The sequence below is a fragment of the Paraburkholderia acidipaludis NBRC 101816 genome (assembly GCF_000684975.1).
GTDB classification, from domain to species: domain Bacteria; phylum Pseudomonadota; class Gammaproteobacteria; order Burkholderiales; family Burkholderiaceae; genus Paraburkholderia; species Paraburkholderia acidipaludis.
On sequence record NZ_BAXZ01000004.1, the window covers coordinates 81,546 to 94,549 of the forward strand.

9 protein-coding genes are annotated in these 13,004 nt (G+C 65.3%); 3 read left to right on the forward strand and 6 right to left on the reverse strand.

Going from position 1 to position 13,004, the window contains the following annotated elements:
* Positions 1 to 122: 122 nt before the first annotated feature.
* From treF to BAC01S_RS05560, 3 genes are all read right to left on the reverse strand, one after another.
* Positions 123 to 1,856 carry an alpha,alpha-trehalase TreF gene (gene treF / locus BAC01S_RS30405; protein WP_084168259.1) on the reverse strand — a complete coding sequence of 578 codons (1,734 nt, stop codon included), beginning with the start codon at positions 1,854 to 1,856 and terminating at the stop codon, positions 123 to 125.
* Between the two features lie 217 nt (positions 1,857 to 2,073).
* Entirely contained in the window at positions 2,074 to 3,135 is a 1,062-nt protein-coding gene (locus tag BAC01S_RS05555) for an Ldh family oxidoreductase (RefSeq protein ID WP_027793864.1), read from the reverse strand.
* A 232-nt stretch (positions 3,136 to 3,367) separates the two neighbouring features.
* Entirely contained in the window at positions 3,368 to 4,045 is a 678-nt protein-coding gene (locus tag BAC01S_RS05560; RefSeq protein ID WP_027793865.1) for a DJ-1/PfpI family protein, read from the reverse strand.
* Between the two features lie 179 nt (positions 4,046 to 4,224).
* Here BAC01S_RS05560 and BAC01S_RS30410 point away from each other — a divergent pair, with 179 nt between their 5' ends.
* Entirely contained in the window at positions 4,225 to 5,748 is a 1,524-nt protein-coding gene (locus tag BAC01S_RS30410) for a peptide MFS transporter (RefSeq protein WP_043201304.1), read from the forward strand.
* A 29-nt stretch (positions 5,749 to 5,777) separates the two neighbouring features.
* Here the strand turns inward: BAC01S_RS30410 and BAC01S_RS34420 are convergent, their stop codons facing one another.
* A complete protein-coding gene (locus tag BAC01S_RS34420; protein WP_156954322.1) occupies positions 5,778 to 6,098 on the reverse strand; it encodes a hypothetical protein in 321 nt (106 codons plus the stop codon).
* 50 nt (positions 6,099 to 6,148) lie between these two features.
* Here BAC01S_RS34420 and BAC01S_RS05570 point away from each other — a divergent pair, with 50 nt between their 5' ends.
* Positions 6,149 to 6,592: an HU family DNA-binding protein gene (locus BAC01S_RS05570; protein WP_027793866.1), complete on the forward strand. Its 444-nt coding sequence runs from the start codon at positions 6,149 to 6,151 to the stop codon at positions 6,590 to 6,592.
* A 373-nt stretch (positions 6,593 to 6,965) separates the two neighbouring features.
* Here the strand turns inward: BAC01S_RS05570 and BAC01S_RS05575 are convergent, their stop codons facing one another.
* Positions 6,966 to 8,156 (reverse strand): porin, encoded by a 1,191-nt coding sequence (locus tag BAC01S_RS05575; RefSeq protein WP_027793867.1) that lies wholly within the window; start codon positions 8,154 to 8,156, stop codon positions 6,966 to 6,968.
* 220 nt (positions 8,157 to 8,376) lie between these two features.
* A complete protein-coding gene (locus BAC01S_RS05580; protein WP_027793868.1) occupies positions 8,377 to 9,777 on the reverse strand; it encodes a YihY/virulence factor BrkB family protein in 1,401 nt (466 codons plus the stop codon).
* A gap of 154 nt (positions 9,778 to 9,931) precedes the next feature.
* On the opposite strand from BAC01S_RS05580, the gene fdnG reads away from it, so the two are divergent.
* Positions 9,932 to 13,003 carry a formate dehydrogenase-N subunit alpha gene (gene fdnG, locus BAC01S_RS05590; protein WP_156954323.1) on the forward strand — a complete coding sequence of 1,024 codons (3,072 nt, stop codon included), beginning with the start codon at positions 9,932 to 9,934 and terminating at the stop codon, positions 13,001 to 13,003.
* The last annotated feature ends 1 nt before the right edge of the window (position 13,004 follow it).

Here is a 13,004-nt window from a genome sequence, read left to right on the forward strand (position 1 = left end):
GGCGGCCTGCCGGCAGCCCGGCGATGACCCGGCGGTCACTGGCGGCGCATTGCTCGCGCAGGCCGCCGGCCGCCACGCCGGGAGCGGCAGCAAACCCTGTGCCTGGCTTAACCGGCACGGTTTCACGGCGCCGCCGGCGCATCCGCGGCCGAAGTTCCCGATGTGGCGGTGTGCGGATACTTGAGAAGCAGCACGCGCAACACCCCGTTGGTCCAGCCAAAGCCGTCCTGCAGCGGATATTCGCCGCCGCCCGCCGATGCAGCCTTCGTTGCCGCCGCGCTCACGTCATATTTTTCGACGAGCTTTTGCGTGCGCCGGTAATAGACGAGGTTCGTCGCGATCCACCGTGTAGCGATGGTCTGCGCGAGCGCATTTTCTCCATAGCGGCGCAGTCCCATGACGGCGAGATATTGCAGCGGCGCCCAGCCGTTGGGCTCGTCCCATTGCTGGCCGCTCGACACCTGGGTCGTCGCGAGGCCGCCTGGACGGAGCAGGCCGGCGCGCACGGCGGCGGCCGCTTCGCGCGCCTCGCCGCGCGTGGCGACGCCCGCATAGAGCGGATAGACGGTGGCCGCCGTGAGGCGGTGCGTGAGTGTGCGGTGCACGAAGTCATAGTCGCCGAACGCATGCAGTTTCGGATCCCATAGCACGCGCTCGATCGCGGCGGCGCGGCGCTGTGCGCGCTGCGAGAACGCCTGCGCGGCGCCCGCATCGCCCTGGATGCCATAGGCCTTCGCGAGCGTGCGTTCGAGCACGACCAGCAGGCAGTTCAGGTCGACGGGCACGAGCGAGGTGACGTCGATGGTGCCGAGCGTGCGGTTGTCCGCCAGCCAGCGCGAGCTGAAATCCCAGCCTGTTTCGCCGCCCGCGCGCAGGTTGCGCCACAGATCGGCGGGATCGCGCTGCGGCGTCGCCTGCGCGGTCAGCACGTCTTCGCGGTACGACTCGTCGCGCGGCGTGTCGCGCGCGTCCCAGTAGCGGTTCAGGAGCGTGCCGTCGGCAAGGCGCACGACGTGGCGCGCGGCTTCGCCCGCCTTCACGCTGTCCGCGCCGTCCATCCAGTAGTCGTACTCCTTGCGCAGCTGCGGCAGGTAGCGCAGATACACGGCGTCGCCGTCGCGCTCCGCGACGAGGCTCACCATCTGCGCGAAGAACGGCGGCTGCGAGCGGCTCAGGTAATAGCTGCGGTTGCCGTTCGGAATGTGGCCGTAGCGGTCGATCAGCGTGGCGAAGTTGTTGAGCTCGTCGAGCGAGAGGTCGTGCCGGCCGCTCGCTTCGAGGCCGAGCATGATGAAATAGGAGTCCCAGTAGTAGATCTCGTTGAAGCGGCCGCCCGGCACGACATAGTGGTACGGCAGCGGCAGCAGCGACGAACCCGCGTGCTGCGCGGCGTCCGGGCCGCGGCGCAGCACGTTCCAGAGCGTGTCGATATGGGCCACGACGCTCTGGTTCGGATCGGAAACATAGTGATCGTCGGCAAGCGCCGGGGCCGTGAAGTAGCGTTCGACGAACTGCGTCAGCGCGGCCTTGCGGGCAGCGGGGTCCCGCAATGCGCTGTTTTGTTGCCGCCAGGCCGTGTAGGCGGCAACGATCTGCGCGGGCGGCGCGTTGGGGATCATGTCAGCGAACGTCTTGCTGTCGGGGTAGACCTGGGCGAGCTCGACGTCGCGGTAGAGCTCGCCGTAGAGCTCCGAAGGCGGCAGCGGCGTGGCCGGTAAATCCTGCCCGGCCTGTGTAATCCGGTCCGGTTGAGCCGGCGTCGATGCGGGCGTTGCGCTCGCCGCGGGTGTATCGGCGGCCGTTGCCGACGCGTACGCTATTGGCGCGGCGGCGAGCGCGAGGCATAGCGCGAGCATCAATGCGAGCGCCCCAGTGCGTGGACGATGCGAACGGCGCGGGTGGCTCTGAGAGGGCGGGACAAAAAGACGGATGGGCTTGAGCATGACTCTCGGATGAGGTTGAGCGGAAGGCGGCAGGTGCCGGCGCCGCAGCGCACAGCAAATCGCATTCCGCGCGGCCGTCTTGCTCCTGCCCGGTGCGTCCCGAACCGGAAGGCCCGCTCCCGGGCGCGGCTTACGACGCGCGGGCTGCCGCGAGCGGCGTCACGCCCAGTTGCGCGGCGAGCTCGCCAAACGTTCTTTGCACCGAATCCGGCAGATCGATCGTGAGCGTGTGGCGCGCGCGGTTCTCCGCCTCGTACTGGCCGGGGTATTGCACGGGCGCGTCGGGATGCTGCGGCGGGCACCCCAGCAGATAGTCGAGAAAGGTTTCGACTTCCTGCGAACGCCACGTCTGGTTGAAGTCCACTTGCGGATCGAGCACCAGCGCAAACAGGTTGTTGGTTGCGATGCCGTTGCGCGGGTTGTCCGCATGGATCGTGCCGCCGCCCGAAAGCACGCCGGCCAGCAGTTCCGCGACGAGGCCGAGCGCATAACCCTTGTGAGCGCCGAACGGCAGCAGTGCGCCGGGCGGATCGGAAAACAGCGCGTTCGGGTCGGTGCTGGGGTCGCCGTTGGCGTCGATCATCGTGCCGGGCGGCGCGGGCCGGCCGTTTTCCGCGAGCACGCGCGCCTTGTTCACGGCGATGGCGCTCGTCGCGATATCCACGACGAACGGAGGGCGCCCGCCAGGCAGCGGGCCTGCGAAGCACAGCGGATTGGTCGTGAGGCGCGCTTCGCGTCCGCCATACGGCGCGACGACGGGCGGCCGGTTGACCACGTTGCTGAAGGCGAGCAGCACGTAGCCTTGCTGCGCGACCATCTCGCCGTAATGCCCCATGCGCCCGAGGTGATGGCTATGGCGCAGCGTCACGATGCACTGGCCATGCTCGCGCACGCGCGCGATGGCGTCGTCGATCACCACTTTGCCCACGTGCTGGCCGAAGCCGTGATGGCCGTCGTAGGCGATCAGGCTGCCGCGGTCCACGACCCGCTCCGGGCGGCCGTCGGGCGTGACGAACCCCGCTTCGAGCCCGAGCCGATAGTTCGGCAGGATCGAGAGGCCGTGGCTCGCATAGCCCACCCGGTCGGATTCGATCAGGTGCTCGGCGACGTCGGCGGCGATGTCGGCCGGCACCGAGAGTTTGGCCAGCACGTCGGTGGCGAAGCGGCGTGCGGCGTCGATTGCAACTTCCATCTGCGGCTCCTTGCCGGTTGTGTCTCACGGTTGTGCCTCACTACGGCAACGCGCGATGCGTGGGCGGGCAACCAACGGGTGATGTCAAGGCAAGCGTAATCGTTTCGACGCCGTCATGTTCTCAATCTGTCCGGGCTCCTTCATTGAGCGCTTGCGACGCTGCCGCGGCGCAGCGTCCAGGTTATGCGGGCGAATTTCGTTCGTCATCCTCTGCGTTGCGGCCGTTGCCGTTCTAGAGGCGCGCCGCCGCTTCATGAACTAGCCGCGTGCGCGCCGCCACCAGCGCCGCATTTGCGGCTAGTGCACGCTCCACGACGGCGCGCGGCGCGGTGTCGGGGCTGCCCGCTTCGAAGGGGGGCGCCGGCGCATATTCGAGTTCGAGCTGCAGCGCCTCGGCGGCTTCGCGGCCCATCAGCTCCGCCGCGAGCACTAGTGCGAAATCGATGCCGGCCGTGATGCCGCCGCCGGTGATGAGGTTGCCGTCGCGCACCACGCGCTCGCGCACGGGAATCGCGCCGAACGGTTCGAGCAGCGCGTGGAAGGCCCAGTGCGTGGTGGCGCGGCGCCCGCGCAGCAGGCCGGCCGCGCCCAGCACGAGCGCACCCGTGCAGACCGAGGTGATGTAGCGCGCATGCGCGGCCTGACGGCGCAGGAACGCGAGCGTTTCCTGATCGGAAAGCAGGTCGCCCACGCCATTGCCGCCGGGTACGCAGAGCACGTCGAGCGGCTGACAGTCCTCAAAACTAGTATCGGACCTCATGACAAAGCCGTTATTTGACGTGATACAGTCGCGCGTTTTCGAAATAAGCCGGACCTCTGTGTCCGCCATCGACGCGAGCACGTCGTAAGGCCCCGTAAGGTCGAGCAGCTGCACGCGAGGAAAGAGGAGAAAGCCGATCTGGAGTGCCATGGCGAAATCCCGTGCGAAAGAAGAGGGAAAGGCGGCGATTGCCGGTTATGTCCCCACTCTATCGCCGCGAATTCGCCCGGGGCTGCCAAAAAAGGCGCAATGCCTGCCAGGCAGGATGCCGCCGCCCCGCAGCACGAGGTCGGCGCCCATATCGGATGCGTTTTCAGGCAAGGAGAACAATGACTACCCCCGCTTCGCCAACCCGTTCCCAGACCCGTTCGTTCACGACGGTCTTCCTGATCGAAATGTGGGAGCGCTTCGGCTTTTACGGCATGGCCGCGCTGCTCGTCCTTTTCATGGTGAGCAAGCTCGGCTTTGAAGACAGCCAGGCGAATCTCACATGGGGCGCCTTCACGGCGCTCGTTTATGCGGCGCCGGCCATCGGCGGCTGGATCGGCGACCAGATTCTCGGCGCGCGCCGCTCGATGGTGGCGGGCGCGCTGATTCTTGCGGCCGGCTATCTCATGCTCGCGATGCCCGACGACAGCCTCCATCACATGTTCGCCTCGCTCGCCGTGATCGTGGTGGGCAACGGGCTCTTCAAGTCGAACGCGGCCAACCTCGTGCGCCGCATTTACGAAGGCGACGATGCGCGTCTCGACAGCGCCTTTACCATCTATTACATGGCGGTGAACATCGGCTCGACCGTGTCGATGCTCGCCACGCCGTGGATCAAGGACCAATGGGGCTGGCACGCGGCATTCGCGGTGTGCTGCGCGGGCATGCTGCTGGGCGTGCTCAACTTCCTGCTGATGCGCCGCACGCTCGCGCATATCGGTTCCGTGCCGGACGACGCGCCGCTGAACTACGGCCGGGCCGCGCTCGTTGCCGTAGGCGCCGTCGCGCTGGGCGCGGCGACGCTGTTCGTGCTGCAGCACAAGGCCGTGGCCGTGGCCTGCGTCTATGCCGCGGGCGTTGCCGTGCTCGCGGTGTTCGCGTGGATGCTCGTGCGCTCACAGCGCGCCGAGCGCGCGGGCCTTGCCGCCGCGCTGATCCTCACGCTGCAGGCGATCCTGTTCTTCGTGTTCTACCAGCAGATGTCGACCTCGCTCACGCTCTTTGCGCTGCGCAACGTCGATCCGCAGTTCTCGCTGTTCGGCGTGCCGCTCTTCAAGTGGAGCGCGGCCCAGTTCCAGGCGCTCAATCCCATCTGGATCATGCTGCTTTCGCCGGTGCTTGCTTCGCTCTATACGTCGCTCGCGCGGCACGGGCGGGATTTTCCGGTGGCGGTGAAGTATGCACTGGGTTTCGCGGTAGTCGCGGCGGGCTTCTTCGTGTTTGCGGCGAGCGGAAACTATGCCGTGGCGGGACGCGTCTCGTCGTGGTTCATGGTGGGCGGCTACGGGCTCTACTCGCTTGGCGAGCTGCTCGTGAGCGGGCTCGGCCTTGCCATGATCGCGCGCTACGTGCCGGCGCGCATGAGCGGCTTCATGATGGGCGCGTACTTCGTGGCCAGCGGCGTTTCGCAGTATCTCGGCAGCGTGGTCGCGAATTTCGCGCAGATGCCCTCGGGCGAGCTCGATCCGCTTGTCTCGCTGCCGCTCTATACGCGGCTCTTCTTCGGGCTCGGCTGGCTCGCCGCGCTGGGCACGCTCGTCGCCATCGTGCTGCTGCCGCTGATGCGCCGCCTGTCGCGCGAGCATCACGAGGCCGGCGCGCACAGGGTTGCTCAGGTCGCCACGCAGCACGAAGGCGCACACTGAGCGAACTTCGGCGGCCAGGCCGCCTGCATTCAGGCTGTGCCGAACAGCTGGCTGGCCGCAGAAAAGCCCGGACGTCCACGACGTGTCCGGGCTTTTTTCTTCGGGCTCGCTACACGTAGCGCAGCGCTCACCCGCAGAAAAACGCCATACGTATTGCCTTCTTGCGTCGCGGCGCCATGCTCCGCGAACGCCTGTCCAGGGTATTCGAGGAGGTGGCGAGCACGTTTACCCCTGTAAACAGGCGTCAAAATGCACACGGCAGTCAGCGCCGCGCAACAAATTTGCATCGGCAATGCAAAAGAGTCACGCAAAACGCTTGCGCGCTTGTAGAATCCGCCGTTGAAGTACATGCATTCCGCGGTGCTTCGCCGATTCACTGACCAACACTGGTAGGAGAAACATGCCGACTTCCGCAAAGAAAGTGGCCAAAAAGGCAGCTGCCCCGGCCAAGAAGGTTGTTGCAAAGAAAGCACCGGCCAAGACGGCCGCAGCTAAGAAGGTCGCCGTGAAGGCGTCCGGCGCTCCGTCGCCGATCAAGGACACCTTCACGAAGGCCTCGCTGGCTGCTCACGTCGCTGAGCGCGCCGGTGTCGAGCCGAAGGCCGCCAAGGCCGTGCTCGCCGCTCTGGAAGACACGATCCTCGGTTCGGTCCACAAGAAGGGCGCCGGCGAATTCACGCTGTCGGGCCTTCTGAAGATCGTCGTGCAGGCCGTGCCGGCGAAGAAAAAGCGCTTCGGCAAGGATCCGTTCACGGGCCAGGAGCGCTGGTTCCCGGCGAAGCCTGCCTCGGTTCGCATCAAGGCACGCGCGCTGAAGAAGCTGAAGGACGCAGCGGCTGCGTAAGCGCCGTTCGCCGCAGCCGCGAGGCTGTGTGCGCGTCAGTACCCAAAAATCCCCGCCGGCGTCGAGCTCGCGGGGATTTTTCATGCGCGCTCGCCGGGCGTCGTTCGATCCACGCGGGCAGCCCTTTGCGAGGGCATACGACCGATGGGTCATACGCGAATGTTATGGATGACTGACCTTGCTGACGATTTTTTGCCGCGCCTGCTTCGCGTGAGGGTCTGCTTGCGCCCATGAAAAAACCAGCCCCGGCTTGCACCGAAGGCTGGTTTTTCCGTAGAGCGTGTGGTTTTTAGCGGCCACGCCATTCTGACACGGCCGGAACCGGTTGGGAACCGGCTCCGACGCCGGGCCGAAGCCCGGCGGTGCAGTTCCTTTAGAACTTGTGGCGAATGCCGAGGCTGACCAGCTCCTGCGAACTGGAGGCCGAGTTGTAGCCGTACGAACCGATCGATGCGCCGGCGGATACACCGGAGGCCGCGCCCGGCTGCTGGCCGTTGGCGTGCTGGTACGCGGCGAGCGCGTACAGGTCGGTGCGCTTCGAGAGGTTGTAGTCCGCGCCGAGCGACACCTGGTTATAGGTGTTCGACGCATTGCCCGAGCCGTGCGTGTAGGTGTAGCCGAGACCGAGCAGCACGGCCGGGTTCACCCGGTAGCCGAAGTAGCCGCCGGCGACGTTATAGCGCTGCGTCGTGGCGAAGGTCGAGAAGCCGTCGGCCTTCAACTGGACGTTGCTGTAGCGTGCGGCGAACGTGAACGGGCCCGTGACGTACTGAGCGGCAACCGCCGCCGTGCCGACCGACTTCGCCGAGGCATAGGCCTGGTTGATCTGGCTGTCGAACATGGCGCCCGACGTTGCGCCCGAGGCCCAGCCCACTGTGCCGTCCGTTCCTGTGCGGTCGGCCAGCGACGACGCGTTGTCCATCATGAAGTAGCCGGCCGCGATGTTGAACGAGCCGATGGCGTAGGTGCCCGCCGCGCCCCAGCTCTGGCCCGAGCCGTTCGAACCGGCAACGCCGTCCAGTGCGTACAGGCCTTCGAACTGGAAGCCATCCAGAAGCGGCGAGGTGTACTTGATCGCATTGTTCGTGCGCGAGCTGTTGTCGTTGTTGTCGACGTCGCCGGGCGTCGCGAAGGTGGAGCCGAAGTCGTTGTCGCCGGTGAGCGGCTGGATCATGTCGACGAGCGGATCGTACTGGCGGCCCAGCGTGAGCGTGCCGTAGCGATCCGAAGCCAGACCGACGAAGGCCTGGCGGCCGAACATCTTGCCGCCCTGGCCAGCCGCGCCGGTGTTGATGTCAAAACCGCTTTCCAGCTGGAAGATCGCCTGCAGGCCGCCGCCCAGGTCTTCCGTGCCCTTCAAGCCCCAGCGGTTGCCGGAGAGGTTGCCGCCGTACATGCCGACCAGATTCTGGTTCTGGCTCGGGGCGTTCGAATTCGTGGTGTTGTGGGCCCACTGGATCGATTCGTCGATCACACCGTAGAGGGTCACGCTGCTTTGGGCATGTGCGGCACCGGCACCGGTCAGCATTGCCAGCGAGAAGGTCGAGAGGGCGACGCGTTTCATCCAGAATTTCTCCACGCAGATGAGGGATTCGTTATTGCGAAATGGAGAATAACGCAGTTGTATAAATTGAAAGAAATGAAAAGTTTCGATTGTGGCAAAAAGCTGACGATTTCATCAATGCATTGTCAGGTGGGGAATTGATGAACGGAATCCGGGTTTGTCAGATTTGATTGCGGCTTTCAATTATTGTTATTTTTGAAGATAATAAGTCAGGTATTTGTTAGCTTTCCTGCCGGCTTTCGGGGTCCGTTGCGTCCGCATCGGTGTTCTCGCCGGCGCCATTGCGATGTGCCGCGGCAGCCGTCATTGCGATGGCCGCGCCGGCCGCAAGCAACGCCGCGCTCCACGGATGACGCTTGACGTAGCGATCCGCGGCAACGACCGTGCGTCCCGCGCGAACCAGCGTCTGCGCGGCGGCACGGGTCGCGCCGTCTTCCATCCGCACAACGGAGCGGCCAATCTGCAAAACAGCGCCGGGGCGGCGCCCGAACACGCCGCCCCGGGCGCTGGCCTGCGCCATGGCGCGCAGCGGTGCGCCGGCGTGCGGTGCGTCGTCGTGCACGGCGGCCGAGGCAGCGGCATATAGAGGCACTTCGCCGGCCGCCGCAATCGGGTTTCCGATCGGCGCGGACTGCGCGCCGTGGATTGCGGCGGCGTTCTCATGCGGCTTGACGATAGTCGAAGCGGCCAGCACCGAGGCGAGCTTGGCGCGACTGCCGGGCGGAGTTTCCTCGAGGAAACCCCATGCGCCGCGCGGATCGTGCAGCCGGCCGCGCGCCGCGGAGAACTCGGCGCCAAGCAGCAGCACGGCGGCGGAAAAGTACAGCCACATCAGCAGCACGGCGAGCGAACCGGCGGCGCCGAACGTCGTGGCCATGCCCGCGTGGGCAAGGTAGAGCGCGAAGAGTTTCTTGCCCGCGAGGAACAGCAGCGCGGCAAGGCCGCCGCCTGCCAGCGCGTCGCGCCAGAGCACGTCGGCGTCGGGCAAAAAACGCAGCAGCGCCGCGAACGCGACGGACAGCACGATCAGCCCGACCGCAAACTGCAGCAGGTTTCCGATGATCACATAGGGCGTATAGCCCCAGAGCCACTGGCCGACGAAGGTGATGGCCGTGTCGAGCACGAGCGAGACGATCAGCAGGAACGCGACGCCGAGCACGAGCGAAAACGAAACCAGCCGTACCCGCACGAGCGCGAGCACGCTGGAGGCCCGCTTCACTTCCGGCGGCCAGACGACATTGAGCGCGGAATGCATCGATGAAAACGTTGCCGAAGCGCCGACCACGAGCATGGAGAGCGAGATGAGCGTGGCGATGCCGCCCGCCTTGCCCGCGCGGTGCGCATTCTCCACGATGGTCGTGACGCCGGCGGCGGCCTCGCTCCCGAGGACGCTGTGCACCTGGCGGAACAGATCGCCGCGCGCGGTATCGTCGCCGAAGAACCAGCCGGCCACGGCGATCACCATGACGAGCGTTGGCGCAAGCGAAAACGCGGAATAGAACGCGATGCCCGCGGCGAGCGCCGGGCAGCGGTCGTTGAAGAACTGCCGGAAGGCGCCGACAACCCACGACGCTTCTTTGCGTGCGGCGGATTGCAGTCGTTCGGTGGAGAGCGTTGCCATGATGTCCGTTCCGCATGCCCGTTCAGCTTTCAATATAGCAAGCGCGGCTCCCGGGCGCGCTTTTGCTGTGTCTCTGTGCAGCTTCCGTGATCCGTCGCTGAAATCCGCCTATACTGAAAATCACCCACAACTCGACAGGCCGAGGACGCACATCATGCTGCAAATGTCCCGGCGCCAGTTTCTCAAGGTCACGGCAACGTCGCTGGCGGGTTCCAGCCTCGCGTTGATGGGCTTCGCGCCCGACAACGCGCTTGCCGAGGTTCGACAATACAAACTGGCGCGTACTACCGAAACCCGCAACACCTGCCCGTATTGCTCGGTCGGCTGCGGGATCCTCATGTATGGGCTCGGCGACGGCGCGAAGAACGCCACGGCCAGCATCATCCACATCGAGGGCGATCCCGATCATCCGGTCAACCGCGGCACGCTCTGCCCGAAAGGGGCGAGCCTGATCGACTTCATCCATAGTCCGAACCGTCTCAAGTACCCCGAGTACCGGGCGGCGGGATCGAACGAGTGGAAACGCATCTCGTGGGACGAGGCGCTCGACGGCATCGCGAAGCGGCTGAAAGAGGATCGCGACGCGAATTTCCTCGAGAAGACGGAGGACGGCAAGACCGTCAACCGCTGGCTCTCCGTGGGCATGCTCGCCGCTTCGGCGGCCAGCAACGAGGTGGGGTATCTCACGCACAAAGTGGCCCGCAGCATGGGCCTGCTCGCATTCGACAACCAGGCGCGTGTCTGACACGGCCCGACGGTGGCAGGTCTTGCCCCGACGTTTGGCCGTGGTGCGATGACGAACCATTGGGTCGACATTCGCAATGCGGACGTGATTCTGGTGATGGGCGGCAATGCGGCCGAGGCGCACCCGTGCGGCTTCAAGTGGGTCACGGAGGCGAAGGCGCACCGCAAGGCGCGCCTCATCGTGGTCGATCCGCGCTTCACGCGCACCGCTTCGGTGGCGGACTTCTATGCGCCGATCCGTACCGGCACGGACATCGCGTTCCTGGGCGGGGTCATCAATTACCTGCTCGCGAACGACAAGATCCAGCACGAGTACGTGCAGAACTACACGGACTTCTCGTTCATCGTGCGCGACGATTTCGCGTTCAACGACGGCATCTACTCGGGCTACGATCCGCAAAAGCATGCGTATCCCGACAAGTCGTCGTGGGATTACGAGATCGGCGACGACGGTTTCGTGAAGACCGACGCCACGCTGCAGAATCCGCGCTGCGTCTACAACCTGCTCAAGCAGCACTACTCGCGCTATACGCCCGAGATGGTGGAGAAGGTCTGCGGCACGCCTAAGGAAAAATTCTTCAAGGTGTGCGAAATGCTGGCCAGTACGGCCGTACCGGGGCGCGCGGGCACCATCATGTACGCGCTCGGCTGGACGCATCACTCGGTCGGCTCGCAGATGATCCGCACCGGCGCCATGGTACAGCTGCTGCTCGGCAACATCGGCATTGCGGGCGGCGGCATGAACGCGCTGCGCGGCCACTCGAACATCCAGGGGCTCACCGACCTCGGCTTGATGTCGAACCTGCTGACCGGCTACATGACGTTGCCGAACGAAGCCGAGCAGGATTACGACGGCTACATCAAGAAGCGCGCCTCGCAGCCGATGCGGCCGAACCAGCTCAGCTATTGGCAGCATTACGGCGCCTTCTTCGTGAGCTTCATGAAGTCGTGGTGGGGCGACAACGCGACGAAGGACAACAACTGGGGCTACGACTGGCTGCCGAAGCTCGACAAGCCCTACGACCTGCTGCAGACCATCGAGCTCATGAATCAGGGCAAGCTCACGGGCTATATCTGCCAGGGCTTCAACGTGATCGCCTCGGCGCCGGACAAGGCCAAGACGCTGGCCGCGCTCGGCAAGCTGAAGTGGCTCGTCATCATGGACCCGCTGGAGACGGAAACGTCGGTGTTCTGGAACAAGTACGGCGACTACAACGACGTCGATACGGCTTCGATCCAGACCGAAGTGTTCCGTCTGCCTACCACGTGCTTTGCGGAGGAAAACGGTTCGCTCGTGAGTTCCAGCCGCGTGCTGCAGTGGCACTGGAAGGGCACGGAGGCCCCCTACGAGGCGAGGAGCGATCTCGAGATCATGTCGGGCCTGTTCCTGCGCATTCGCGCCGCGTACCAGAAAGACGGCGGCAAATGCCCCGACCCGATCCTCAAGCTGAGCTGGCCCTACTCGGATCCCGCGAGCCCGACGCCGGAAGAGCTGGCGATGGAATACAACGGCAAGTCTCTCGCAGACCAGACCGATGCGAAGGATCCCACGAAGGTGCTCGTGAAGAAGGGCGAGCAGCTTTCGGGCTTCGCGCAGTTGAAGGACGACGGCACGACGGCGAGCGGCTGCTGGATCTTCTGCGGCGCGTGGACCCAGGCGGGCAACCAGATGGGCCGGCGCGACAACTCGGACCCCACGGGCATTGGGCAGACATTGAACTGGGCATGGGCATGGCCCGCGAACCGGCGCGTGCTCTATAACCGCGCTTCGTGCGATACGGCGGGCAAGCCCTTCGACCCCACCCGCAAGCTGATCGGCTGGAACGGTGCGGCATGGACCGGCGCCGACATCCCCGACTACAAAGTGGACGAAGCGCCCGATCTGGGCATGGGGCCGTTCATCATGAATCCGGAGGGGGTGGCGCGGTTTTTCGCGCGCGACCAGATGAACGAGGGGCCATTCCCCGAGCACTACGAACCATTCGAGAATCCGCTCGGCTACAACCCGTTCCATCCGAACAACCCGCAGGCGACGAGCAACCCCGCCGCGCGCGTGTTCCCCGACGACCGCGCAACGTTCGGCACGGCGCAGTCGTTCCCGCACGTCGCCACCACCTATCGCATCACGGAGCATTTCCACTTCTGGACCAAGCACGCGCGCCTGAATTCGATCATCCAGCCGCAGCAGTTCGTGGAGATCGGCGAGGAGCTCGCGAGTGAAGTGGGCGTGGTCGACGGCGGGCGCGTGAAGGTGTCGAGCAACCGCGGCTACCTGATCGCAGTGGCGGTGGTCACGAAGCGCATCAAGCCGCTCACGATCGAAGGCAGGAAGGTGCATACGGTGGGCGTGCCGCTGCACTGGGGCTTCACGGGGCTGACAAAGCCGGGATATCTGACGAATACGCTGACGCCGCCGGTAGGCGACGGCAATTCGCAGACGCCCGAGTTCAAGTCGTTCCTCGTGAAGGTCGAAAAGGCATAAG

What these genes read in the sequence shown, in the direction of transcription:
- BAC01S_RS05580 (WP_027793868.1), bottom strand. Translation starts at nt 9,777, where the DNA reads ATGGCAACGCTCTCCACCGAACGACTGCAATCCGCCGCACGCAAAGAA.
- BAC01S_RS05560 (WP_027793865.1), bottom strand. Translation starts at nt 4,045, where the DNA reads ATGGCACTCCAGATCGGCTTTCTCCTCTTTCCTCGCGTGCAGCTGCTC.
- BAC01S_RS05555 (WP_027793864.1), bottom strand. Translation starts at nt 3,135, where the DNA reads ATGGAAGTTGCAATCGACGCCGCACGCCGCTTCGCCACCGACGTGCTG.
- treF (WP_084168259.1), bottom strand. Translation starts at nt 1,856, where the DNA reads ATGCTCGCGCTATGCCTCGCGCTCGCCGCCGCGCCAATAGCGTACGCG.
- BAC01S_RS05570 (WP_027793866.1), top strand. Translation starts at nt 6,149, where the DNA reads ATGCCGACTTCCGCAAAGAAAGTGGCCAAAAAGGCAGCTGCCCCGGCC.
- BAC01S_RS05575 (WP_027793867.1), bottom strand. Translation starts at nt 8,156, where the DNA reads ATGAAACGCGTCGCCCTCTCGACCTTCTCGCTGGCAATGCTGACCGGT.
- BAC01S_RS34420 (WP_156954322.1), bottom strand. Translation starts at nt 6,098, where the DNA reads ATGTACTTCAACGGCGGATTCTACAAGCGCGCAAGCGTTTTGCGTGAC.
- BAC01S_RS30410 (WP_043201304.1), top strand. Translation starts at nt 4,225, where the DNA reads ATGACTACCCCCGCTTCGCCAACCCGTTCCCAGACCCGTTCGTTCACG.